23 protein-coding genes are annotated in these 25,294 nt (G+C 59.6%); 20 read left to right on the plus strand and 3 right to left on the minus strand.

From position 1 onward, the window contains the following. Positions 1-61: 61 nt before the first annotated feature. From ACO1XS_RS21305 to ACO1XS_RS21400, 20 genes are all read left to right on the plus strand, one after another. The gene (locus ACO1XS_RS21305; protein ID WP_486391645.1) at positions 62-1,741 is read left to right on the plus strand and encodes an ABC-F family ATP-binding cassette domain-containing protein; all 1,680 of its coding nucleotides are present in this window, start codon (positions 62-64) and stop codon (positions 1,739-1,741) included. A gap of 652 nt (positions 1,742-2,393) precedes the next feature. Continuing rightward, positions 2,394-2,810 (plus strand): DoxX family protein, encoded by a 417-nt coding sequence (locus ACO1XS_RS21310; RefSeq protein WP_331568361.1) that lies wholly within the window; start codon positions 2,394-2,396, stop codon positions 2,808-2,810. Between the two features lie 221 nt (positions 2,811-3,031). Next, on the plus strand, positions 3,032-3,835 hold the full coding sequence (hpaH, locus tag ACO1XS_RS21315) for a 2-oxo-hept-4-ene-1,7-dioate hydratase (RefSeq protein ID WP_331568360.1): 804 nt from the start codon (positions 3,032-3,034) through the stop codon (positions 3,833-3,835). Between the two features lie 11 nt (positions 3,836-3,846). After that, positions 3,847-4,650: a 4-hydroxy-2-oxoheptanedioate aldolase gene (gene hpaI / locus ACO1XS_RS21320; RefSeq protein ID WP_331568359.1), complete on the plus strand. Its 804-nt coding sequence runs from the start codon at positions 3,847-3,849 to the stop codon at positions 4,648-4,650. Positions 4,651-4,733: 83 nt separating this feature from the next. Then, entirely contained in the window at positions 4,734-6,209 is a 1,476-nt protein-coding gene (locus ACO1XS_RS21325; protein ID WP_331568358.1) for an aldehyde dehydrogenase family protein, read from the plus strand. Between the two features lie 25 nt (positions 6,210-6,234). Continuing rightward, positions 6,235-7,107 carry a DODA-type extradiol aromatic ring-opening family dioxygenase gene (locus tag ACO1XS_RS21330; protein ID WP_331568357.1) on the plus strand — a complete coding sequence of 291 codons (873 nt, stop codon included), beginning with the start codon at positions 6,235-6,237 and terminating at the stop codon, positions 7,105-7,107. 47 nt (positions 7,108-7,154) lie between these two features. Continuing rightward, positions 7,155-8,090, plus strand: a complete 936-nt coding sequence (locus tag ACO1XS_RS21335) for a fumarylacetoacetate hydrolase family protein (RefSeq protein WP_486391686.1) — start codon at positions 7,155-7,157, stop codon at positions 8,088-8,090. Then, on the plus strand, positions 8,087-9,061 hold the full coding sequence (locus ACO1XS_RS21340) for a 2-dehydropantoate 2-reductase (protein ID WP_486391646.1): 975 nt from the start codon (positions 8,087-8,089) through the stop codon (positions 9,059-9,061). Before ACO1XS_RS21335 ends, ACO1XS_RS21340 begins: the two co-directional genes overlap by 4 nt. A 51-nt stretch (positions 9,062-9,112) precedes the next feature. Then, a complete protein-coding gene (locus tag ACO1XS_RS21345) occupies positions 9,113-10,309 on the plus strand; it encodes an amino acid aminotransferase (protein WP_486391687.1) in 1,197 nt (398 codons plus the stop codon). 58 nt (positions 10,310-10,367) lie between these two features. Beyond that, positions 10,368-10,931, plus strand: a complete 564-nt coding sequence (locus tag ACO1XS_RS21350) for a VOC family protein (protein WP_486391647.1) — start codon at positions 10,368-10,370, stop codon at positions 10,929-10,931. Continuing rightward, positions 10,928-11,512, plus strand: a complete 585-nt coding sequence (locus ACO1XS_RS21355) for an amino acid synthesis family protein (protein WP_331568353.1) — start codon at positions 10,928-10,930, stop codon at positions 11,510-11,512. Before ACO1XS_RS21350 ends, ACO1XS_RS21355 begins: the two co-directional genes overlap by 4 nt. 23 nt (positions 11,513-11,535) lie before the next feature. Continuing rightward, positions 11,536-12,408, plus strand: coding sequence for a fumarylacetoacetate hydrolase family protein (locus ACO1XS_RS21360; RefSeq protein WP_331568352.1), 873 nt, complete (start codon positions 11,536-11,538; stop codon positions 12,406-12,408). 441 nt (positions 12,409-12,849) lie between these two features. Continuing rightward, positions 12,850-13,956: a porin gene (locus ACO1XS_RS21365; RefSeq protein WP_486391648.1), complete on the plus strand. Its 1,107-nt coding sequence runs from the start codon at positions 12,850-12,852 to the stop codon at positions 13,954-13,956. A 47-nt stretch (positions 13,957-14,003) separates the two neighbouring features. Then, positions 14,004-15,467: an aldehyde dehydrogenase family protein gene (locus tag ACO1XS_RS21370; RefSeq protein ID WP_486391649.1), complete on the plus strand. Its 1,464-nt coding sequence runs from the start codon at positions 14,004-14,006 to the stop codon at positions 15,465-15,467. Between the two features lie 134 nt (positions 15,468-15,601). After that, positions 15,602-16,549, plus strand: coding sequence for a LysR family transcriptional regulator (locus ACO1XS_RS21375; RefSeq protein WP_331568349.1), 948 nt, complete (start codon positions 15,602-15,604; stop codon positions 16,547-16,549). Positions 16,550-16,951: 402 nt separating this feature from the next. Further along, a complete protein-coding gene (locus ACO1XS_RS21380; protein ID WP_486391650.1) occupies positions 16,952-18,094 on the plus strand; it encodes a branched-chain amino acid ABC transporter substrate-binding protein in 1,143 nt (380 codons plus the stop codon). A 103-nt stretch (positions 18,095-18,197) separates the two neighbouring features. Beyond that, positions 18,198-19,148 carry a branched-chain amino acid ABC transporter permease gene (locus ACO1XS_RS21385; protein ID WP_486391651.1) on the plus strand — a complete coding sequence of 317 codons (951 nt, stop codon included), beginning with the start codon at positions 18,198-18,200 and terminating at the stop codon, positions 19,146-19,148. Between the two features lie 10 nt (positions 19,149-19,158). Next, complete coding sequence (locus ACO1XS_RS21390; protein WP_331568346.1) at positions 19,159-20,328, plus strand: ABC transporter permease subunit; 1,170 nt, start codon at positions 19,159-19,161, stop codon at positions 20,326-20,328. 19 nt (positions 20,329-20,347) lie between these two features. Continuing rightward, positions 20,348-21,121: an ABC transporter ATP-binding protein gene (locus tag ACO1XS_RS21395; RefSeq protein ID WP_331568345.1), complete on the plus strand. Its 774-nt coding sequence runs from the start codon at positions 20,348-20,350 to the stop codon at positions 21,119-21,121. Beyond that, on the plus strand, positions 21,121-21,837 hold the full coding sequence (locus ACO1XS_RS21400; protein ID WP_486391652.1) for an ABC transporter ATP-binding protein: 717 nt from the start codon (positions 21,121-21,123) through the stop codon (positions 21,835-21,837). Before ACO1XS_RS21395 ends, ACO1XS_RS21400 begins: the two co-directional genes overlap by 1 nt. Before the next feature lie 103 nt (positions 21,838-21,940). On the opposite strand, the gene ACO1XS_RS21405 is transcribed toward ACO1XS_RS21400, so the two are convergent. The 3 genes from ACO1XS_RS21405 to ACO1XS_RS21415 are packed head-to-tail and all read right to left on the minus strand — an operon-like array spanning position 21,941 to position 25,201. Then, on the minus strand, positions 21,941-22,963 hold the full coding sequence (locus tag ACO1XS_RS21405; RefSeq protein WP_486391653.1) for a histone deacetylase family protein: 1,023 nt from the start codon (positions 22,961-22,963) through the stop codon (positions 21,941-21,943). 40 nt (positions 22,964-23,003) lie between these two features. Continuing rightward, the gene (locus ACO1XS_RS21410) at positions 23,004-23,840 is read right to left on the minus strand and encodes an aldo/keto reductase (RefSeq protein ID WP_486391654.1); all 837 of its coding nucleotides are present in this window, start codon (positions 23,838-23,840) and stop codon (positions 23,004-23,006) included. Then, entirely contained in the window at positions 23,837-25,201 is a 1,365-nt protein-coding gene (locus tag ACO1XS_RS21415) for an aminotransferase (RefSeq protein WP_486391655.1), read from the minus strand. The genes ACO1XS_RS21410 and ACO1XS_RS21415 overlap by 4 nt, the downstream gene beginning before the upstream one ends. Between the last annotated feature and the right edge of the window lie 93 nt (positions 25,202-25,294).

A 25,294-nucleotide genomic window follows, 5' to 3' on the forward strand; every position in this document is an offset into this window, starting at 1 on the left:
AAAGAGGCGGCACTGCACGTCGGGTCGGCTATCATGCCAATCTTCTCCGATGTAGCTCCTTATGATTTCCGTCCGTAATCTCACGCTGCGTCGCGGCGTTAATGTCGTACTCGACCGCGCGTCCATCACATTCACCCCCGGCGAAAAGATTGGCCTTGTCGGCCGCAATGGCGCCGGCAAATCGTCCTTCTTCGGCCTTCTCAACGGAACGCTGCACGAAGACAGCGGCGAGTTCTCGATTCCCGCTGCGTGGAAGATGGGCCAGGTCGCGCAGGAGATGCCGGAGACCGAGCAGAGCGCGACGGACTTCGTAATCGAGGGTGACACTGGGCTGTTGGCCGCACAGACCGAAGCAGCCGCCGCCGAAGCCAGCGACGACGGCATGCGCATGGCGCACGCCTACATGGCCCTGCACGACGCCGGTGCACACGATGCCCCTGCACGTGCCCAAGCGCTGATCCTGGGCCTTGGCTTCAGTGCTGTGCAGCTTAGCCAGCCGGTCAACAGCTTCTCCGGCGGCTGGCGCATGCGACTGCAACTGGCGCGCGCGCTCATGTGCCCGTCCGACCTGCTGCTGCTCGACGAGCCGACCAACCACCTCGACCTCGACGCGCTGGTCTGGCTGGAAGCCTGGCTCAAACGCTATCAAGGAACCTTGGTGGTGATCAGCCACGATCGCGAATTCCTCGACGCGGTGACGCAGGTGACGGTGCACGTCGACAACGCCAAGCTCGTGCGTTATGGCGGCAACTACAGCAAGTTCGAAGACATGCGCGCCGAGCAGATCGGGTTGCAGCAGGCCGCGGTGGCCAGGCAGGCAGACAAGATCGCGCATCTGCAGAAATTCATCGACCGATTCAAGGCCAAGGCCTCGAAGGCGAAACAGGCGCAGAGCCGGGTCAAGGCGCTCGAACGCATGGAGAAGATCGCCCCTGTGCTGGCCGATGCGGAGTTCAACTTCGAGTTCAAGGAGCCCCTCAACGTCCCGAACCCGCTGTTGTCGATGCTGGACACGAGCTTCGGCTACCCGGCGCCGACCGGCGCGCTGCCGGGTACGCCGCCCACGGTCATCGTGCGCGGCATCAGCCGTTCCGTGCTGGCCGGGCAGCGGATCGGCATTCTCGGTGCCAACGGCCAAGGCAAGTCCACGCTGGTGAAGACCGTGGCGCACGCGCTGGCGCCGATCGCCGGCGAAATCAGCGAAGGCAAAGGTCTGAACATCGGCTACTTCGCCCAGCAGGAGCTCGACGTCCTGCGTCCGCTCGACACGCCGATGGAACACATGATCCGCCTTGCCAAGGAGACGCCGGCGCAAATGCGCGCCCCCGGCCAGAGTAGCACCGAACAATCGCTTCGCACCTTCCTCGGCACCTTTAACTTCAGTGGCGACATGGTCCATCAGGCGGTTGGCACGATGAGCGGTGGCGAAAAGGCGCGGCTCGTGTTGTGCATGATCGTGTGGCAGCGCCCGAACCTGCTGCTGCTCGACGAGCCGACCAACCACCTCGATCTGGCCACACGCGAAGCGTTAGCCATGGCGCTCAACGAATTCGAAGGCACGGTGATGCTGGTCAGTCACGACCGGGCCCTGCTGCGCGCGGTATGTGATGAGTTCTGGCTGGTCACCAGGGGCGGCGTCGAGCCCTTCGACGGCGATCTGGACGATTACCAGCAGTTCCTGCGCGACGAAGCCCGTCGCATGCGCGAGCAGGCTACCGCAGAGCAGAACGTCATCGTCTGAGTTGCCGTAGGCAGGCGTTGCATGGGAGGCGAAGCGCGAACGTTCGCCAACGTCTTGAGCATTCGCGCAGACAGGCGTGCTCCAATGCAAAATATCGGCGCCAGTAACAGTCCTCCATGACGACGTTGCGGTGCGCCTGCTTCTCACCGTCCTAGCAGACATTCGTGGATGTCCGATCACTGATCTACGATCAAATCGAACGGCGCCGAATTCACTGCGACGAGACATAAGCCGTATCAGCGAATACAGCCGGGATCGCGAAGGCGAGCCTGATGAAGAAGCGTCCATGCATGTGTGAGGCCGTCGCATCTTGCCCACCGGCAGCAGCGTTGCGTGAAATCAGCACTATCAAGATTTTCTTTCTAATCGTCAGATATTCATTGCTTGTTGGTGGGCCTTCCCCATTTGAGAATGTGATCGGGGACGCATGCATAAGGGCAGATCACAGCCATGCGCGGGCGAAGGGCACGTTGCTCCTGATCGGAACTCGCAGCGGCAACGTCAAGTGTTCCACCAGCTTGTAAGCGATCGATCGAGCCTTTTGCAAATCAGTCGCGGCATTTCCCCAAAAGTTGTAACTACGCTCCGAAGGCCGTCGCCCATGGCTGGCTTTGGCGTGCCTGTTAGAGCGACATTCAAGTTAGGAGAGAGCGTGAACCATCAGGTAACTACACCAATAGCAGCCTTCGTGCTGCGCGTCAGCCTCGGCATTCTGTTTTTGGCGCACGCCGGGCTAAAGATCTTTGTCTTCACACTGCCGGGTACCGCGGAATTCTTTCAGTCGATTGGTCTACCTGGTTTCATGGCGTATTTGATTGCACTGCTGGAAGTGGTGGGTGGTGTAGCGCTTATCGTCGGGTTCTACGCTTCTTGGTTTGCGTTACCTCTTGCGCTCGACCTGCTAGGGGCAATCGTTACTGTTCACGGCAAGAACGGCTGGCTATTCACCAACAAAGGGGGCGGATGGGAATACTTGGTTCTGTGGATCGTCGCGCTCGTCGTGCAGTTCTTGATTGGCGACGGGGCATGGTCGGTGAAGCCCTCGCAATGGAAGCCAAGCCGTGCTTGAACGATCGGTGTAGAGAGGGGATGCGGGCGACTTGACCGGCTACACGTTCAATCTGCTGTCGCAAGGCGGATGGCCATAAGGCTCGCGCAGATGGTGAGCCATTCGATTGCTAACTTAGTCTTGTTAATCGACAAGAATTCGTCGCTTGTTTTGCACGATTCAGGCGCACAACAATGTCTCATCTCGAAGACATATCGGCGATACGAGCCAAAGGAGCGGAGATGTTGAATTCCGAATTGCACCGCAGTTTGGCGCATGAGCTGCACGATGCCGAACGCAGCTGCATGCCAGTGCGGCAATTCTCGCAACGCTATCCGGAGATGTCGATCGCGGACTCATATGCAATCCAGCGCGCGTGGATGGCGATCAAGCGGGAGGAAGGTCGCAAGGTGATCGGTCACAAAATCGGTCTCACGTCACGCGCGATGCAGATCTCGGCGCAGATCAGTGAACCCGACTACGGCACGTTGCTCGACGACATGCTTGTCGAGGATGGAGGCGAAATCGAGGCATCTCGTTTCATCGTGCCGCGGATCGAGGTCGAGTTTGCATTCATTCTCAGCAAGCCCTTACGTGGACCCTCAGTCTCCATGTTCGACGTGCTGGAGGCCAGCTCCTACGTTTTCCCCGCGCTCGAGCTGATCGACGCACGCACCGAGCGCATCGACGCGGTGACCAAGGAGCCGCGCAAAGTGCTCGATACGATCGCCGATAACGCGGCGAACGGAGCAATTATTCCAGGTGGCCGTCCTGTCAAGGTCGATGCTTGCGACCTGCGTCGCGCGGGCGCTCTTCTGTATAAAAACGGCGTCGTCGAGGAGTCGGGATTGGGCGCGGCGGTGCTGAACCATCCCGCGAACGGCGTCGCGTGGCTCGCAAACAAGCTCAGTCAGCACGAGGAAGGGCTGGAGGTCGGCGAGATCGTGCTCGCCGGCTCATTCACGCGTCCCGTGGCGGCGTGCGCCGGTGATGTGTTCCACGCGGACTACGGCAGCCTGGGAAGCATCTCCGTCAGGTTCGTGTGAAGGAGCGGGCCTTGCAGACTCCGGAAAATTCATTCAAGCGCGCACTTTCGCAAGGTGAACCGCAGATTGGACTATGGCTCGGGTTGGCGGATGCGTATGCTGCCGAGCTTTGCGCGGGCTGCGGGTTCGACTGGCTGCTGATCGACGGCGAACATGCACCGAACGACCTGCGCTCGATCCTGCATACGCTTCAGGCGGTTGCCGCGTATCCGACGCATGGGGTTGTCCGCATTCCCGTGGGCAATCCCGTGCTGATCAAGCAGGTTCTTGAGCTGGGCGCGCAAACATTGCTGGTGCCGATGGTCGACGATGCCGAGCACGCACGGAAATTGGTGCAGGCAATGCGCTACCCGCCACGCGGTATCCGTGGGGTTGGCAGTGGGCTTGCACGCTCGTCGCGCTGGAATCGGATTGGCGACTATCTGACTTGCGCTGATGAGCAGAACTGCCTGCTCATCCAGGTCGAAAGCGTGACCGCGCTCGCCAATCTCGGTGAACTCTGCACCGTAGAGGGGGTGGATGGCATCTTTATCGGCGCGGCCGATCTGGCGGCTTCAATGGGCTACCTTGGCCAGCCGGCGCACCCGGAAGTTCGCGCCGCTGTGGAGCGGGGCATCGAAACCGTGGTGTCCTCCGGCAAAAGTGCAGGGGTGCTTTGCACTGACGAAAAACTCGCGCGGCAGTACCTCGACATGGGCGTGCGGTTTGCCGCGGTCGGCATAGACACGACGCTGCTGGCTGGGACAGCGAGCGCCCTGGCGTCGCGATTCAAGGGAAACGCCGTAGCGCCAGGCAGAGCGGGCAGCGTCTACTGATCATTCGCGATGCTGAGCTGTTAGCTGGAATGCATTTCACCTGACGACATTCAGCGAAATTTATGTCTCTGAGAGGAACAGTAATGAACGAACGTTATTTGGAAGTTGCAGGCGTGAAGGTGTCGCCCGACCTCTACGTCGATGGCAAGCGCATCGCCTGTACTACCACGTTCGAAAACTTCTCCCCGATCGACCAGCGCTCGCTGGGGATGATGTCTGAAGCAGGACCGCAGGAGGTCGATGCGGCGATTGAGGCCGCGCTGCGTGCGTTCCCGGCCTGGGCCGCGTTGGGGCCGGAGAAACGGAAAGCTTATCTCGATCGCTTTGCACAAGAGATCGGTAAGCGTGCCGACGAATTGTGTGTACTCGAAAGTAACGACGCTGGCGTTTTGCTCTCGCGCATGCGGCATGGTGTTGTACCGCGTGCCATGCTCAATCTGACGCATTTCGCGGCGCATGCGCTGACGCTGCAGGACCGCGTGATCGATACCGCGCAGGCCACCCATCGGGTGCGCCACGACCCGGCGGGCGTAGTCGCGATCATCACGCCGTGGAACTCGCCGTTGATGCTGGCGACCTGGAAAATAGGCCCCGCATTGGCTGCCGGGAACACGGTCATCCTGAAGGCGCCGGAATGGGCGCCGCTAACATCATCCCTCCTAGCCGATTGTGCCGATGCAGCTGGATTGCCGCCTGGGGTGTTCAATCTGCTGCAAGGCTCCGGCGCAAACACCGGCGCGGCGCTCGTCGCCGATCCGCGTTTGTCGCGCATATCCTTTACGGGCTCCGTACCTACCGCTCGCAAGATCGCGCAAGCCGCGGGAGCGAATCTCGTACCCTGCAGCCTCGAACTGGGCGGCAAATCGGCTTTCATCGTGCTTGAAGACGCGGATATCGAGCAAGCTGCCGCGACCGGCGCGCTCATGTATCGGAATGCCGGTCAGGTATGTCTTGCGGGTACTCGCTTTCTAGTCCATGAGCGAATTCGCGACACGTTCGTCGAGACGATGCGCATGAACGTCGCCTCGCTCCGAATCGGCGACCCGCGGGAAGAGGGCATCGAACTTGGCCCAATCATTCATCCGCGCCAGGTCGATCGTGTCCAAGGTTTCGTGCAGCGCGCCGTTGACGCGGGAGCCCGGCTACTTTGGGGCGGTCGAGCCCACCCCTACGGAGCCCAATACTTCGAGCCGACCATGCTCACCAGCGTGCAACAGCGCGACGAGATCGTGCAGCAGGAAGTGTTCGGCCCCGTCCTGACGTTGCAAACGTTCACAGACGATGGCGAAGTCGTAGCGCTTGCGAACGGCACGGACTACGGCCTGGGCGGCGTGTGTTACGGCGAGACGCAGCACGCAGCGGATGTGGCAGAGAAAGTCCGCACCGGGTTTATCTGGGTTAACAGCTTCGGTATTCGAGATCTCGATGCGCCCTTCGGCGGTGTCAAGCGTTCTGGGATCGGTCGCGAGGGCGGCGACTGGAGTTTCGAATTTTTTTGCGACGTGAAGGATGTGATGCTGCCGAAGCAACCGTTTCGCGCCAGCTTCAGCCATCGGTAAGTTCAGCGACAAACTGGAGAAAGGAATGGGTCAGATCGTAGGCGCGGCGGTGGTGTCGCACCATCCTGGCTTGATGCAATGCGAGGAATTCCGTGTCTTGCAAGGCGCAGGGACGGACTCCGACCTGATCGGAGGCTACCGGCGCGTACTGGATCGGATTGCCGCGGCCGAGCCGGATGTCATCGTCATTTTCGACTCGCATTGGTTCACGACCGGCTATCACTTGATCGATGCCGGCACCGGGTACAAAGGAACCTATATCTCGGACGAGATGCCTTGGTACCTCTACGGGGTACCGTATGACTATCGAGGGCACCCCGCGCTCGCCCGTCTCGTCGAAGACGTTGCTCGCGAAAAGGGTGTCCGTTCAAGGGCAATCGCAAATCCGGAACTTCCCCGCCACTATCCGACGATCAACGTCATCAAGCAAATGCAGCTCGAGGCGTGGCCGATCGTGACTGTGAGCTCGTGCCAGAACTGCGAGCCGCGACATTTTCTCGAGTCCGGCGCAGTAATAGGCGAAGCCATTCAACGCAGCGACTTGCGCGTCGTGCTGCTCGCCTCGGGGGCGCTCAGTCACAAGTTCAACGGGATCGACTGGAAGCCGAAACATCCTCGCATCTTTCATGAGAGCAATGTGTTTAGTGAGGAATACATTGCAAGCGACAGGCGCGCTATCGACCTCATGGCCGGGGGACGGCACGACGTTATCCTGGAAAATTGGGATCGTGACTATCGCAGGCTGCCTTGGGAGGCTTTCGGTGCGCATTACCTCCAGATGATTGGGGCGATGGGCGGCACTGCGTGCCGAGCGCGGGGCGTGGCGTTGTCCGCCTACGAGAACGCTCGTGGCACCGGCAACATCCATGTCTGGTTTGGCGATATCGATCACGAGTGAGGGCCACGCGCATGCAATTCGAATATCCGTACGCGAGCCTGCCGGCGGTGTTGCAGGGGCCGCGCGAAGAGCGCCGTCACGTTGTGGTTGGCGGAAGCCCGTACTGGGGCACGTTGATTGAAGCGGGGGAGCACGACGGTCTATTACATCTCGACGATGGCCGCACGGTCGATCCCTCATCTTTGGCGCACCTTCCGCCTGTATCGCCGAGCAAAATCGTCGCCGTGCATATTTCGTATTCGTCTCGCAGCTATGAGACTCGCAACAAGTCTCGGCCAACCGAGACACCGACGTACTTCACGAAGCCGCCGACATCGCTCAATGGCCACAACGGCCAGATCTTGAAGCCTGCCGACTGTCAGTATCTGAACTATGAGAGCGAATATGCGGTAGTGATCGGCAAGACCTGCCGCAACGTGTTGCCCGATGAGGCATGGGACTACATCGCGGGTTTTTGTCCGGCGCTCGATATGGGATTGCAGGACTTCCGCGACACCGATCAGGGCTCGATGCTGCGCGTCAAAGGCGCAGACACGTTGTTGCCGATCGGCCCTGGCATCGTGCGCGGCGTGAATATCTTCGAGCAGACACTGCGCACTTACCGAAATGGTCTGGTGGTGCAGGAAGCGCATATTGGCGAGGAAACGATCTGGGGCCCGCACTACGTAATTGCCGATCTCGCGCGTCACATCACGTTGCTTCCGGGTGACGTGATCCTGATGGGGACTCCATGTCATTCCCGATCGGTCGATCCTGGCGACATCGTCGAGTGCGAAATTACCGGCATCGGACGTCTCAAGGGAACCGTAACGGCGATTGCTGCGCCGCGCGCGGCAGCGCTGGGCGTCGGGCACGCGCCCACCGACAGTGCGGAGGTACGGCGCGTTGCGTTCGGATTCGATGAACGCGTGTCGGCGTATTTGAAAGATAACTATCGCACCGCGGGGAGCATGAAGCCGGGTGCGATCAAGGTGGAATCATGAAAATCGGCATCGTAGGTGCAGGCGCGATAGGCGGCTTGCTGGGCGTGTCGCTCGCGCAGGTCCAGGACGTCGATGTGTCGGTGCTTGCGCGAGGTGCGACCCTCGACGCGATGAATCGGCACGGTTGGCGTCTGCTTTCAGGCGGCGAGATGCGTACCGGCGCAGTCCGCGCCGACGCCGACCCCGCCGCACTCGGCCAGCAGGATGTGTTGATCGTTGCGGTTAAAGGACAGGCGTTGCCGAGTCTTGCATCGGCGCTCCGCCCCATGATCGGCGCAGACACCATCGTGCTGCCGGCAATGAATGGTGTGCCTTGGTGGTTTTGCAAAAAGATCGCGCAGTTCGATGGATACCCGCTGGAATCCGTCGATCCGGGTGGAAGGATTGACGACGCGATTTCGTTCGAGCACGTTCTCGGATGCGTCGTTCACGCCAGCGCGTCCACTCCCGAACCCGGAATGGTCGACCACAAAATGGGCCGTGGTCTGATCATCGGCGAGCCGTCAGGCGGCAGCAGTGCACGCGTCGATGGACTCGCTGGCGTACTACGCGCCGCTGGTTTCGACGTGACCGTGTCGGCCAATATCCGTCATGACATCTGGTACAAGCTCTGGGGCAACCTGACGATGAATCCAGTGTCGGCCATGACTGGCGCGACGATCGATCGTCTGCTTGGCGATCCGCTGGTGCGCGAATTCTGCTCGGCGGCGATGCGTGAGGCTGCGGAAATCGGCAGACGAGTGGGTTGTGTGATCAATCAATCGCCAGACGATCGCCATGCAGTCACAGCGAAGCTCGGCGCCTTCAAGACCTCGATGCTGCAAGACGTGGAGGCGGGGCGGGCAATGGAGCTCGACGCGATCGTCGGTGTCGTGCATGAGATCGGGCGTCGACTCGACGTCCCGACGCCCAGCGTTGACGCGTTGTTCGGGCTTTCCCGCCTGTTTGGCCGCTCTCACGCTCTTTACTGATGCGAGAAGCCGCTGATCCGCGTCGCTGTTTTTCCACACTGGAGTCAAATGATGTTCTCGAAAGTTGCTGCCTATGCGGGCGATCCGATCCTAAGTCTCAACGAAGATTTTCAGCGAGATCAGCGAACAGGGAAAGTCAATCTCACGATCGGTATCTACTTCGATGCCGCAGGGCGTGTGCCGGTGCTCGAATCCGTTCATCAGGCTGAGCACCAACTGCGGGAGGCGGCGGGTCCTCGGCCGTATCTGCCGATGGCGGGGCTACCTGGCTACCGCACGGGCGTCCAACGGCTTGTATTTGGCGAAGATTCTGCGGTCGTTCGCGAGGGACGAGTGGCAACCATCCAATCGCTTGGCGGCGGCGGGGCGCTCAAGGTCGGCGCGGATTTTCTCAAGAGCACCTTCGCCGACGCGAAAGTGTGGGTCAGTGATCCGACTTGGGACAATCACCGCGTCGTCTTCGAGCGCGCCGGATTCGAGGTTCGATCGTATCCGTACTACGACGCCACCACCGGCCGGCTTCGCTTCGACGCGCTGCTCGATGCAGTTCGCAACATCCCGCGTGGAGACATCGTTCTCCTGCACGCATGTTGCCATAACCCAACCGGCGTCGACCTGACGCCAGCACAATGGAGCCTGCTTGCCGATGCAATGCGTGCTGGCGGCCTTTTAGCGTTCGTCGATATGGCTTATCAGGGTTTCGGCGACAGCCTGGACGACGATGCATTCGCGATACGCGAGTTCGTTCGCCAAGAAGTGCCTCTTCTTGTCGCGAATTCGTTTTCAAAAAACTCCTCGTTATACGGCGAGCGGTGCGGTGGGCTAAGCGTTGTATGTGCGAATGCGGGCGAAGCGGATCGCGTCCTTGGCCAGCTCTGCAATGCGGTACGCGGCAACTACAGCAACCCTCCGACGTACGGGGCAAGCGTGGTGTTGAGCATATTGAATTCCGATGCGCTGTTTTCCATGTGGCGCCGCGAGCTCGAACAGATGAAGATGCGTATTGCCACGATGCGTCGATCGATCCACGATCATCTATCGGCGCGAATCCCTGGCGCGTCGTTGTCGCGATACCTCGAACAGCGCGGGATGTTTACCTACACGGGGCTGAGCCCTGAGCAGGTGGATGTTCTGCGCGAGACCCATGGTATCTATCTGGTCCGATCCGGGCGCATGTGCGTGGCGGGGCTGAATGAATCGAACGTAGCGATCGTGGCAGATGCGATTGCTGCCGTGATGAAGAGCTAGAGCGTGCCGCGATAACCGGGCAATACAGCACGCCGTCCCATTCGCGAGAACGAACCAAATGACATCCACGCATCAGCGCCCCCAACTATCGCATCTTGGAATCTTTACAGATCAACAGCACCAGATGCAGATCTTTTACGAACAGGTTTTAGGGATGTTGGTCACGGATGTCGGTATTGCGCAAAAATTCAAGCGCCGTATCGTCTTCATGAGTTCGGCGGCAAGCCAGCATCATCAGTTCGTGCTGGTGCAGCGGGAACCCGGCGACCCGCCGCGCGGTCCGCTGTTTCAGATCTCATTCAAGGTTGTGTCGCTCGATGACATTCGGAGTGTGCAGCGCCGTGCACGTGAACACGGAGTGTCTCATTTTCGGCCGATGAATCACGGCAATTCGTGGTCGCTTTACTTCGAGGATCCGGAGCGCAACACCATTGAGATTTATCTCGATACGCCATGGTATGTGGGACAGCCGTTCGCCGACGATCTGGATCTGGGCTTGACAGATGACGAGATCTATCGGCTGACCGAAGAGCGTGTACGTGACCTGGAAGGTTCATGCCCCGCCTCGGAATGGTCCATGGCGATGGCTACCCGATTGGACTATACAGGCGGCGTCCGGTGAGCAATTTCTCTATCCGGAAGCTCACCACCACGGTGGAGACCGTTTTTCACGATGGCGGCACTCGGGCAGTCAAGCCGCTACGCCTCGCGCTCGCCGCCGCGGTTATCGACAACCCGTACGCCGGTCGCTACCACGATGATCTATTGCCATTTCAAAAGGACCTGTATCCGCTTGCACTGCAATTGTCGAACACACTGCTGGAAGTCCTTGATGTCCACGCGAGCGAGGTTGAGGTATTCGGCAAAGGTGCAATCGTGGGAGTGGACGGTGAACTCGAGCACGCGGCAGCATGGCACAACCCCGGAGGTGCAGGCATTAAGGAGGTGCTAGGTGCACGAGGTTTCGTCAGCGCAGGGAAGATGATGGGTGCGCTGGGCGCGCGCTTGCAGATACCGCTCGTCTATATCAACTCCCCTTGGGTGCGCAGTCATTTCAATTCGATTGATCTTTCCATTTCCGATGCCCCGAGGCCGCGGGAGATCGTCTTTGCTTTGGCCGTCGGCACGGGTGGCCGAATTCATGCACGCCTCGGTGGCTTCACAGCGGCGCAGGCCGAAGCGGGCGAAGAGCCGCGATTCTGAAACAAACTGGTAAGGTGATCCGAATGAAATTTGTCTCGTACTCGATCGATGGCGAAGCGCACTACGGCGTCTTGAAGGACCGAAGCGTAATCGATCTTACGTCCCGATTGCCATATCGGAACTTCGTCGAATTCATTGCGAGCGGTGACGATCATCCGATCCAGGAGCTGTTGGAAAGCGAGCATGGAGACTACTTGTACGAGAATCTAAGGCTGCTGCCCGTCGTTCCGGAAGCGGGGAAGATTCTCTGTATCGGGCTGAACTATCACGATCACGTGGCTGAGGCTGACAGGAAGCTCGGCGGGCGCGAGACGCCAACCAAGCCTATGGTGTTCGCCCGCTTCGCTGAGTCGCTGACTGGACATCGCGAGCCCATCCGCAGGCCGCGCGTGTCGCACCAGCTGGACTGGGAAGCAGAACTGCTGGTTGTGATCGGTACCCGCGTGCCTCGCTACACCTCCACCGGCCGTGCTCTCGAGCACGTGTACGGCTATTCTGTGATGAACGAAGCTTGCCTTCGCGACTACCAGTTCCACACGAGGCAATTGACGCCCGGAAAGAATTTCGAAAACACAGGGGCGATCGGTCCATGGCTTGTCACAGCCGATGAAATCCCCGATCCGCAAAATCTCGACATCGAAATGCGACTCAACGGCGAGGTCATGCAATCGAGTAACACGGCCGATATGGTATTCAGCGTCGCTCAACTGATCGCGTACATCTCGGAGTGGTTGCCGTTGAATCCTGGTGACCTGATTGCTACCGGAACGATGGGTGGGGTCGGGTTTGCCCGCGATCCCCAGATATTTATGAAGCCGGGTGACACGGCCGAGGTATCAATTTCCGGGATCGGGACGCTGCGCAATCGTGTCGAGGATGAGGTTATCGGTGCCTGATATCGCAATGCCGAGCGAGCGCCGAACGCTAGATTGCATATGAATGGTGGCCTCAATTCGGAGCACTTCGACGTCACCGCCGGGGCCACGCTCGTTGCTCAAAGCCGCCGAAGGTGCGTTGAACGCGAGGTGACGTGCCTCGATCTCATCGGGCTTGCATAGCAGGCACCAATCGTCAAAATTTCCTTTGCAATTGAAAAAAATCGATTGATTGTCGATAGCGAGTGTTCATTTAAGAATGGCCGCCAAGGCAAGCGGATCATCATATTGGTCTTCGCTTAGATGAGGACAATACACGCTCAATCATCGCTGCGTTGAGCGTGTCTATCTACGCGTGTACGAGTCGATGTTCTGCTCGCCGCAATAAAAAATAAGCATTGCCGATCAAGAGACTTCCTTCAAGAAAGGAAGATATTTAGTGCGACAAAGGAGGAGATAGGTATGAACAAACGGAGACTTTCTCTTGCAACGCTCGGAGTGGCAGCTGCACTTGCGGCTAATTGTGCGTTCGCACAAAGTTCGGTCACACTCTACGGCATTGCAGATACCAGCCTGCGATATATAACTAACGCTGATGCCCAGGGGCGCGACCGAGTCTTCATGACCAATGGAGCCATTACTGGCAGTCGTTGGGGGTTGAAGGGTTCCGAAGATCTCGGCGATGGCCTCTCGACGGTGTTTCGCCTGGAGAATGGATTTAATGTTCAAAACGGCTCCTTCTCGTCCCCAGGCACCGAGTTCAACCGCATGGCGTACGTCGGGTTGTCCAGTAGCCGATACGGCGTTTTGACTTTTGGTCTCCAGAATACGCCGCTCTTCGACCAACTCGGCGATATATACGATCCCTTGACGGTCGGCAACTACAACCAGACCGAATGGCTGCCCGTCGCACTCAGCGCGGGTCTGCGCAACAGCAATTCAGTCAAGTACAACGGAAAACTCGCCGGACTGAACGTGGAGGGTATGTATGCCTTCGGCGGCGTGCCGGGCAGTTTCGGCGCTGGCAATATGTATGGGTTCACGGTGTCGTATACGCTGGGTGGCCTGTCATTGGACACGGGGTACCAGCAGAACAGCGATCAGAGCAACAACAAGGAGCGAGTGGTCAATGTCAGCGCGCTGTACTCGATCGGCAAGGTCAAGGCATACCTTGGGTGGCTGCACTCGCAGGACAACACTGGCAACGTCGACTTCCTGATGTTCGAAACAGGCGATGTCAGCAATTTTGATCCCGCCATAAAGACGCGAGCGAACACGAACCGGATCGATGATGGCTTCTACGCAGGCGCCAGCTGGCTCGTCACTGCGCCTTTGACGTTGACGGTGGCTGCATATTATGACCGCATGCGGAACGCCTTGAGCAGCGACGGAACTCTCGGGCGCGGCAACCGCTATGCGCTAGCAGGGGTAGCCGAATACGCGCTGTCCAAGCGCACGGAAGTCTACGGCGAGGTCGACTATAACCACGCGAATGGTGCAGCGACGGTCGATATCCCTAGCAAAAATAGCCAGACAGGAGTCAGCATCGGGTTCCGAACGAGCTTCTGAGCGGCAATAGCGCTATTCGGAAGTATGGTGAACAAAGGGTTTTGATCATGCATTGCAATTACATAGCGGGCGAATGGGTGTCGGGAGCGGATGCGGCTTCGAACATCAACCCATCGAACACGCGCGATACCATCGGCCTGTATGCGCGTGCCAGTCGCGAACAGGCCCAACAGGCGGTGGCCGCAGCCGAGGCTGCCTTGCCGGTGTGGTCGCGAACGACGCCGCAGCAACGCTTCGATGTGCTCGACGCGGTAGGTACTGAATTGTTGGCACGCCGCCAAGAACTCGCAGACCTGCTTGCACGCGAGGAAGGAAAAACCCTGTCCGAGGCAGTCGGCGAAGTGACGCGCGCGGGACAGATTTTCAAGTTCTTTGCCGGCGAAACGATGCGTGCATCGGGAGAATTGGCGGCGTCGACGCGCGCGGGAATGACGGTGGAGATGACCCGCGAGCCTGTCGGAGTCGTCAGCATCATCACGCCATGGAACTTTCCGATCGCAATTCCCGCTTGGAAAATAGCGCCAGCACTCGCCTATGGGAACACGGTCGTTTTCAAGCCTGCCGATCTCGTACCAGGGAGCGCATGGGCGCTTGCGGATGTGCTTAGCAGGACCGCGTTGCCGGCGGGCGCGTTCAATCTCGTGATGGGACGAGGGAGAGATATCGGAGGTGTGCTGCTCGACGATGCGCGTGTGAGTGGCGTAAGCTTCACTGGATCGGTCGCGGTAGGTCGTCAGGTCGCACAGTCATGCGTAGGCAGGGCTGGGGCAATGGCCAGGTTCCAACTCGAGATGGGCGGAAAAAATGCCCTTGTCGTACTGGACGACGCTGACCTGGACGTGGCGGTCGAGTGCGCGACTAACGGAGCATTCTTCTCCACGGGGCAACGATGCACCGCGTCTTCACGGCTCGTCGTGGCCGAAGGCATCCACGATCGCTTCGTCGCGGCGTTGATTGAGCGGATGAAAAGGCTCGTCGTTGGGGACGCACGGGGCGCTGAGACGACGATCGGTCCCGTCGTTGACGCGCAGCAACTCGCTCAGGATATCGACTACATCGCAATGGGTCGGGCGGAGGGTGCACACGTGGCGTACGGCGGTTCGGCTATCGATCCCCATCCGAACGGCCAGCCCGGCTTCTATCTGCAACCTACGCTCTTCACCGAGACCAACAGCACGATGCGGATCAATCAAGAGGAGATCTTCGGGCCGGTCGCCAGCGTGATTCGGGTCAAGGATGCGGACGAGGCTCTGGTGGTCGCCAACGATACACAGTTCGGGCTTTCCGCCGGCGTTGTCACGACCTCGCTCGGTCACGCCGCGCATTTCAAGCGTCATCTTCAAGCCGGAATGGTGATGGTCAATGCGCCGACCGCCGGGGTGGATCCGCACGTGCCTTTCGGCGGTCGTAAAGCGTCGAGCTACGGCCCGCGCGAACAGGGGCGCTACGCTGCCGAGTTCTACACTACAGTCAAGACGGCTTACGTCGCTGCTGGAGAGAGGGACGCGTGACGAAACCTGTAGCCACTCCCTACGTGACAACGGACGCAACTGGACGAAATCGGGAGGCGGCCCTGCGTACCCGGGTTGCCCGATGTTCCCAGGATATGGCAGATTCTCGTATTCGACAGCCTCGGTGACGACCCATGCCACTAACACGGATTACGCTGCGTCAGCTTGAAGCCTTTCTAGTCGTGGCCGAGCAACGAAGCTTTGCGCTGGCCGGGGAGCGCATGGGGCTGACGTCTTCCGCCGTGAGTCAAATGGTCGGGGAACTGGAAGGGTTGATCGGTTTCCGCTTGTTCGACAGAACGACGCGTCGCGTGTCTCTGACGAGCGCGGGGCAGGACTTTCTTAGTTCGGCTGAGTCGGTGTTGAGGCACGTCCAAGCAGCGGAAACGGCGGCGAGTGACCTCCGCAATCAAGCGGCGGGAATTGTCCGAGTCGGCGCGCCGCTTGTGCTCGCAGCCACAGTATTGCCCGCCGCGATCAAGGCCTACTCATCGAAGTGTCCGAAGGTCGTCGTACGCATCCGGGATACGCCCGTCGAGGCGCTCGTCGACCGTGTGGCAAACCGCGATGTCGATCTTGCACTGGGCCCTAATCGACCGACTGGAGGTGCTGTTGAATCCTCGGTCGCGTTCGAAAGTCCATGGGTCATGTGGTGTCACTCCTCATTTCCGTTTGCCTCGCGCGATCCAGTCACATGGGCGGAGCTACGCGAAGCGCCATTGGTCGCGGCAGGACGGGACCACGAACTGAGCGTCGAGCGGATGCGCAGCAATGCGCCGCCTGAAACACGAATCGTGCCGGTAGACGTCGTCGATAATGTCACCACAGCGCTTGGCCTCGCTGCGCAGGGGTTGGCGGCGACGCTAGCTCCACAATATGTCGGCTTGCTCGCGAAGTCGTTCGGTCTCGTCATGAGGCGCGTGGTTGAACCCGAGACGATCCGACAGATCTGTGTCTATCACCCCGTCGCGCGCGCCAGTTCACCGGCAGCTGAGGGCTTCCTGGCGTTTTTGACTGAATGGCTGCCGAACTGGCATAACGAGTTAGTGTCCTCCGAATTTGGGCGCGGCGCGCCAACGTAGGGGACTTCAACACACTCTTCTGCGCTTCGCGCATTGCGGAGCAATATTTCCATTTCCGCCACGCGCGCATTTCCGCAACGCCCAGGTCTTCATGTCTCGCCGTTGCACGGCCGTCGACAACGTTATGCCGGGAAGCACAGTTAGTGCGCTCTCCAGCTTGAGGCAGTGCGTCCACACAGATCCATAATGCGGCGCTCAGTGCCGCTGAAAGTGCTCAAGGTAATCAACGCAGTCCACGAGCATCTCGCTGCTTAATTATCAAGTTTGTCTTAACAAGTCGACAGAATCGATTGCTTGTTGAGCAGCGATCGCTAGCCCAGAATCCGTCCGAACGACATGTAAAAGCGACCGCGTAATGCGTCGCCCGGAGACGCGCCTTCACAGAACGGAGACTGATTGAGTATGAAAGCCACATATCGAAAGCTAATGCCTGCCACTGCGTTGGCGATGCTGCTTCTGGCGGCGAAGACGAATGCGAAGGCCGACGAGGTGATTCAGATCGGCCAAGTCGGACCGCTGACCGGGCAGATCGCTCATCTTGGAAAGGATGAGGAGAACGGCGCACGCCTCGCAGTCGAAGAGATCAATAAGAAGGGGCTCATGATCGGCGGCCAGAAAATCATGCTGCAGCTCGATGCGCAGGACGATGCGGCTGATCCGCGCACCGCCACCCAAGTGGCGCAGAAGCTCGTCGACGACCATGTCGTCGCCGTGGTCGGTCACCTCAATTCTGGGACGTCGATTCCGGCGTCCAAGATTTACAGCGACGCAGGTATTACGCAGATCTCACCGTCGGCTACGAATCCGCAGTACACGCTCCAGGGTTTCAAGACGGCATTTCGCGTTGTTGCGACGGATGCGCAGCAGGGCCCCGCGCTCGCGAAATACGCGAAGCAGCAAGGCGTAAAGACGGTAGCGGTCGTCGATGATTCGACAGCCTATGGGCAAGGTCTCGCGAATGAGTTCGAAAGACAAGCAAAGGCCCTTGGCATCAAGGTGCTGTCGCACGACGCAACGAACGACAAGGCTGTCGACTTTCGGGCAATCCTGACCAAGATCAAGGGTGAGAATCCCGACGCAATCATGTATGGCGGGATGGACGCAACCGGTGGTCCGTTTGCGAAGCAGGGCAAGCAACTCGGCTTGAGAGCCAAGGTGTTCGGTGGCGACGGTCTCTGTTCCGAAGATCTTGCGAATCTGGCGGGTTCGGCAACCGACGAGGTGGTGTGTTCGCAGGCTGGTATGGCAATCGAGAAGATGCCCGGAGGCAAGCAATTCGAAAACAAATACATGGCGCGCTTTCACCAGCCGATCGTGCTCTACGCTCCGTTCACCTACGACGCGGTGTACATCATCGTCGATGCCATGAAGCATGCCAATTCGGTCGACCCGGCGAAGATTCTCGCGGCCATGCCAGCCACGAACTATAACGGCGTGATCGGCAACGCGCAGTTTGACGAGCACGGCGACTTGAAGCACGGCGTGATTTCTCTGTACGGATACAAGTTGGGCAAGCGAACGCTGCTCGACCTCGAACAGATGTAAGCGACGTACGCATAGGTCTTTCATGCAACGACAGGGCGGGGCTGCGCGGCCATGCGGGCGGGAATCGCCGAGTCGCGCGCCCGCCGAATCGAGATCTACAAGAATGGACATTTTCATCCAGCAGATCGTTAACGGGCTGGTGCTTGGCAGCGTATACGCCATCATCGCGCTGGGCTACACGATGGTGTATGGCATTCTCGGCATCATCAACTTTGCGCATGGCGATGTGCTGATGGTGGGCGCGATGGTGGCGCTCTCGGCCATCACGGTGCTGCAGAATCATTTCCCCTGGCTCGGCCATGTCGCCACGCTCGTCATCGCGCTGATCATTGCGGCGATTGTCTGCGCGATGGTCGGGTATGCGATCGAAAAGATCGCCTACCGGCCGTTGCGGCGCGCGCCTCGTCTCGCCCCGCTGATCACGGCGATCGGCGTGTCGATCCTGCTCGAAACCCTCGCGATGATGATCTGGGGGCGCAACCCCCTTGCGTTCCCGCAGCTGCTGCCGACCGATCCGATCAACGTGATCGCCTCCGGTCCGAACAACCCGGGCGCCGTGATCTCGGCCACTGAAATCACGATCGTCGTCGTTGCGTTCCTGACGATGGGCGCGCTGCTGCTGCTCGTGCACAAGACGAAGCTCGGCCGCGCAATGCGCGCCATCGCGGAGAACCCGAACAACGCAAGCCTGATGGGCGTGAACCCGAATTTCGTGATCTCGGCGACCTTCATGATCGGTTCGGCTCTGGCCGCGCTGGCGGGTGTGATGATTGCATCGGAATACGGCAACGTGCACTTCTACATGGGCTTCATCCCTGGCATGAAGGCGTTTACCGCCGCTGTGCTGGGCGGAATTGGCAACCTGGGTGGCGCGATGGTGGGCGGCGTGCTGCTCGGACTCATCGAGCAACTCGGTGCCGGCTATATCGGCAACCTCACGGGCGGCGTGTTCGGTAGTAACTATCAGGACGTGTTCGCGTTCATCGTGCTGATCGTGGTGCTGGTGTTCCGCCCGTCGGGTTTGCTGGGCGAGCGCGTCGCGGATCGTGCGTAAGGAGCAGAAGATGACATCCATTCGTCCGATCGAAACGTCGCCCCCGCTCATCGAGGAGCGCAAGAGCGCAGAAACGCGTGTCGCGGGCGTACTTATCGCGATTTTCGTCGCCATGGCACCGATGCTTATTGGCGCGCTTGGTGGCCCGTACTGGGTGCGTGTACTCGACTTCGCGATGCTTTACGTCATGCTCGCGCTGGGCTTGAACGTCGTAGTCGGCTTTGCGGGCTTGCTCGACTTAGGCTACATCGCGTTTTATGCTGTGGGCGCTTACACCGCGGCGCTGCTGACCTCGCCCCACCTGTCGGCACAATTCGACTGGATCGGCCGCATTTACCCCAACGGCCTGCACTTCTCATACCTCGTCGTTGTGCCAATCGCGATGGGGCTTGCTGCGCTGTTCGGCGTACTGCTTGGCGCGCCGACCCTACGTCTGCGCGGCGATTATCTGGCCATCGTGACGCTCGGCTTCGGCGAGATCGTGCGGATTTTCATGAACAATCTCGATCGCCCCCTGAACATTACCAACGGTCCGCAGGGGATTACAGGCGTCGACCCCGTGCACCTTGGGGGCTTCAGCCTCGCGAAGTCGCATACGGTTTTCGGCTTTCGGTTGTCGTCGGTTGTCCTCTACTACTACTTGTTCGTGTTCTGTTCGCTGCTCGTGATCTGGGTGTGCACGCGACTGCAACATTCGCGCATCGGTCGCGCATGGGCCGCGATCCGCGAAGACGAGATTGCGGCTAAAGCAATGGGCATCAACACCCGTAACGTAAAGCTGCTCGCGTTCGCGATGGGCGCTTCATTCGGTGGGCTCTCAGGCGCCATGTTCGGCGGCTTCCAAGGGTTCGTTTCCCCTGAATCGTTCACCTTCTGGGAATCGGTTGTCGTGCTGGCGTGTGTGGTGCTGGGCGGCATGGGCCACATCCCTGGCGTGATTCTCGGCGCGGTACTGCTCGCGGTCTTCCCCGAATTTCTGCGCTCGACGATGGGGCCCCTCCAGTACTGGCTATTCGGTCATCAAATTCTCGACACTGAAGTGATTCGTCAGCTTCTGTACGGCTTGGCGATGGTGGTCATCATGCTGTATCGCTCTGAAGGTCTGTGGCCGGCGCCCAAGCACGAGGACGAGATTGCAAGGGTAGCGAGACGCAACAGCAAGAAGCCGGTGCGCGCATAAGGACAGTGGGAAGACTCAAATGAGCAACAACATTCGACTGTCCGTGAAGGGCGTGAGCAAGCGTTTCGGCGGCCTGCAGGCGCTGTCGGACGTCGGCCTGCAGATCACCGAAGGCGAAATCTACGGTCTGATCGGCCCGAACGGCGCCGGCAAGACGACATTCTTCAACGTGATCACGGGGCTTTACACGCCGGATTCGGGCGAGTTCAAGCTGGACGGCGAAATGTACACGCCGATGGCCGTGTACAAGGTCGCGAAGGCGGGGATCGCGCGCACGTTCCAGAACGTTCGTCTGTTCGGCGGCATGACAGCGTTGGAAAACGTGATGGTGGGCCGGCACGTGCGCACGAAGCACGGCCTGCTCGGTGCCGTATTCCAGACGCCGGCGGAGCGGCAGGAAGAGAGCGAGATCAAGGAACGCGCGCTTGAGCTGCTCGAGTACGTCGGCATCGCACAGTACGCGGACTACACGTCGCGCAACCTGTCGTACGGTCACCAGCGGCGTCTGGAGATTGCCCGTGCGCTCGCGACCGATCCGAAGCTGCTCGCGCTTGACGAACCGGCCGCCGGCATGAACGCGACGGAGAAGGTCGAGCTCACGAGGCTGCTCGACAAGATCCGCGGCGACGGCAAGACGATCCTGCTGATCGAACACGACGTGAAACTGGTAATGGGCCTGTGCAACCGGATGACGGTGCTCGACTACGGCAAGGTGATCGCCGAAGGTCTGCCACACGACGTGCGGCGCGATCCGAAGGTGATCGAGGCTTATCTGGGTGCGGGGGGCCACTGATGGCTACGACAATGTTGAAAATCAGGGGCCTGCAGGTCAACTACGGCGGCATCCAGGCAGTGAAGGGCGTCGACATGGAAGTCCAGCAGGGCGAGCTCGTCACGATGATCGGCGCCAACGGCGCCGGCAAGACGACGACCATGAAGGCGATAACGGGTCTCAAACCCTACTCGGCCGGCGACATCGAATACATGGGTCAGTCGATCAAGGGCATTCCGGCACACGAACTGCTGAAGCGTGGCCTGGCGATGGTGCCGGAAGGCCGCGGCATTTTCGCGCGCATGTCGATCGTCGAAAATATGCAGATGGGCGCGTACCTGCGCAACGACAAGGAAGGCATCAAGAAGGACGTCGACCGCATGTTTGGCTTCTTTCCACGCCTGAAGGAACGCGCGTCGCAGCTCGCGGGCACGCTGTCGGGCGGTGAGCAGCAAATGCTGGCGATGGCGCGCGCGATCATCTCGAAGCCGAAGCTGCTGCTGCTCGACGAGCCGTCGATGGGTTTGTCGCCGATCATGGTTGAGAAGATTTTCGAAGTGGTGCGCGAAGTGTCGAAGGAAGGCATCACGGTGCTGCTCGTCGAGCAGAACGCGCGGCTTGCCTTGCAGGCTGCGAATCGCGGCTACGTGATGGATTCTGGCACAGTGACGATGTCGGGGGACGCGAAGCAGATGCTCGACGATCCGAACGTGCGCGCAGCGTATCTCGGTGAATGAGAGAAAATTGACGCCGCGCTTTCGGCTGCGCTTCGACGTGACACGCCCGCCAAAGAAGACGTGGCGCGCCGTACGATTCAACGCCTATCTCCGGCGTAGCACTTTAGCCGCCCTGGAACGTTGCAAGGAATAGCTGCAGGCATGCGCCCAGTTGCGGGTTGATGTAACCACCTTCCTGAACAAGCAGCGTGGGAACATTCAGGGCAGCTAACAAGGACGCTGCTTTTGCGAAGCCGTTATTCGTTAGCTGGAAAGTCTTCATCGGATCGTGTATCGACCCGTCAAATCCTAGTGAAATTACAATAGCGCCCGGATTGAACGCCATGATTCGTTGGACCACCTGGATAACTGCATTGAGCCAGACTTCATCTCCAGTACCAACGGGGAGCGGCATGTTGAGATTGAAACCTTCGCCGGCATCTGCGCCAATTTCATCGTCGTAACCGGCATAGAACGGCGCGCGCTGCGAAGGGTCTGCATGAATGGAGCAAAAAAGAACATCGGAACGGCGATAAAAGATGTGCTGAGTTCCGTTTCCATGGTGCACATCCAGGTCGACGACAGCCACTTTTCCGAAGCGCTTCGTCAATTGTTGTGCCGCGATCGAGGCATTATTTAGAAAACATACACCAGACATCATGTCAGGGAAGGCATGATGACCGGGAGGCCGGCATAGCGCGTAGACCTGTTTTGCGCCCTCACCGAGCGAACGCGCACCATTGAGCGCGACGCACGCGCTGGCGAAGACAGCCTTCCACGTATCTCTTGTGATTGGGCACGAGGTTGAATTACTGTACCAACCGAGCTCGCCAAGAAGATTTTGGGGTTTGCGCGACATCCTATGCGTAGGATGTACGTTTGGCACTGCGTCGGGGCCAAACTCCGCTTGTTTTTCCCAACGCGAGTAGACCGTCTTGAGAAATTCGACGTAGGCCGGATCGTGGATCTCTAAAATCTCGTTCAGGCCGCTCAGTTCTGCAGACCTTACGTCGTGCCCCGCATGAGTCACGATGTCCAGGAAGATCTCGTAACGTTCTGCCCTGTCGACTTGCGGGATGTATTTTCCGCCGCGAAATACACGCTCGGGGTCGTGCAGAGCCTGGTCCTTGTGGTGAAAAACTAGCATCCGAATCCTTATCGCGAGTTTGGAGCCGAGTACGACAGCGTCAGGCGTTATCCCACGCAGGCGCCCACGCCACCTTGCTGACTCGTCCGTCGGGACGAGCGAGCGCGGCGATGCGGCGCATTTCGTGTGGCTCGAGCGCGAAATCGAACACGTCGATGTTTTCGCCGATCCGAATCTCGTTTGACGACTTCGGCACTGCCGCAACGCCGGGCTGCTGGATGAGCCAGCGCAGCAAGATTTGCGACGGCCGTTTCCCGTGGCGCGCCGCGATTTCGGCGATCAGCGGTTCGTCGAGGAGCCGCCCGCTGCCCAGCGGCGTATGCGCGACGAAGGTGATTCCGTGACGCGCGCACGCGTCAAGCACCTTCCGCTGGTCCAGATACGGGTGGTATTCGCACTGATTCACCGACAGCCGTACCGGCGATAATTCCACCGCGCGGTCGAGCCAAGCCACCGGAAAGTTCGACACGCCGACTTGGCGCGCAAGTCCTTGATGATGCGCATCGGCGAGCGCGCCGAGTTGCTCGTTGAGCGGCACGTCGGGATTCGGCCAGTGAATCAGCAATAGATCGACGTAATCGAGTTTCAGCTCGGACAGGCTTCTTTCGAGCGAACGCTTGAAAGCCGCCGTGCGCAGTTCCGTCCACCAGACTTTCGTGGTCACGAACAGATCATCGCGTGCGATGCCGCTTTGCCGAATGCCTTCGCCGACCGCGGCTTCGTTTTCGTAGCGCGCGGCGGTATCGATGTGCCGGTAGCCCTTTTCGATCGCCGTACGCACTGCGCGCACGCCCTCGTCGTGTGTCGATCGCCATGTACCTAAACCGATCGCGGGCAGGTGAAGTGTCGTCATGGTCGCGTCGATGTTCGTCGTCATGCGGGCAGCGTGTCGTTCAAGGCAGCCTGCACACGCTCCACGATCTCGTCGGCCTGTCTACGCGTCGTGATCAACGGCGGCGCGAAGCCGACGATATCCGTCCCGAGCGCGCGTATCAACAGACCATGCTTGCGCGCCGCCGCAACCACACTTGCGTTGATGCGGCGCTCGGGCGCGAACGGCGTGCGCGACCTCGGATTTTCCATCAGTTGAATCGCCATCAGCATTCCGACGCCGCGAATGTCGCCGACGTTGCGATGCGCACCGAACATCGTCCTTAAGCGCTCGAGAAGATACGCACCGACTCGATCCGCGTTGTCGACGAGCTTTTCGCGCTCCATGATGTCGAGATTCGCAAGCCCCGCGACCGCGCCAAGCGGATGTCCCGAATACGTCCAGCCGTGACCCATCATCCCGTGCTCGCGCGATCCGCTCATCAGCACGTCCCAGAACGCCTCGCCGACCACAACCGCGGACATCGGCGCATAGGCGCTCGTTAGTCCCTTCGCGAAAGTCAGCAAATCGGGCGCGATGCCGAAGCGCTCGGAACCCGTGCGTGCTCCGAGGCGCCCGAAACCGCATACGACTTCATCCGCAATCAACAGAATGTCGTGGCGGCGTAAAGTGGCGTGCACCGCGGGCCAATAACCTTCGGGCGGCGGCACGATGCCACCGGTGCCGTTCATCGGTTCGGCGATGAATGCGGCGATCGTGTCGGCGCCTTCGGATTCGATCAACGCTTCGAGTTCGGCGATGCATTGCGCGGTGAAGTCCGCTTCGCACACGCCAGGGGCAGCGTTGCGGTAGTAATCCGGACACATCGCGCGCACCACGCGATCGAAGGGCGAATCGAAATTCGCATGGTAGGCCGGCAGGCCCGTCAGCGCGCCCGTGACGATGCCCGAGCCGTGATACGCGCGATCGCGTGCGATGATTTTCTTCTTGTTTTTACGGCCCAGAATATTGTTGTAGTACCAGACGAGCTTGATTTGCGTTTCGTTCGCGTCCGAACCCGACATGCCGTAAAACACCTTCACCATGCCCGGCGGCGCCCAATCCTCGATCAACCGTCGCGACAATTCGATCACAGGCTCGTTACCGCTGCCGACGTAGGTGTGGTAGTACGACAGCCGCTTGCATTGCGCGGCCATGCGATCGGCGATTTCTTCGCGGCCATAGCCAACGTTGACGCAATACAGTCCGGAGAATCCGTCGATGTACTCGCGCCCGTCGACGTCGGTCAGATAGATGCCGTGCCCTTTGTCGAGGATGAAGCCGGGCAGGGCGCCGGTTGCGTGATCGTTTGCGTGCGTGCCTGGATGAAAAAAGTGACGCCGATCTGTTTCGTGCAGCGATGTCATTGCTCACCCTTCAAAAACGCGTTTGACCGGATGCCGCGCGTGCACCGCCTGCCGTCAAAGGAAAACCGGCAGGCCGCGCGCATCGCAGCGGCA

This window comes from Trinickia sp., from assembly GCF_057351765.1.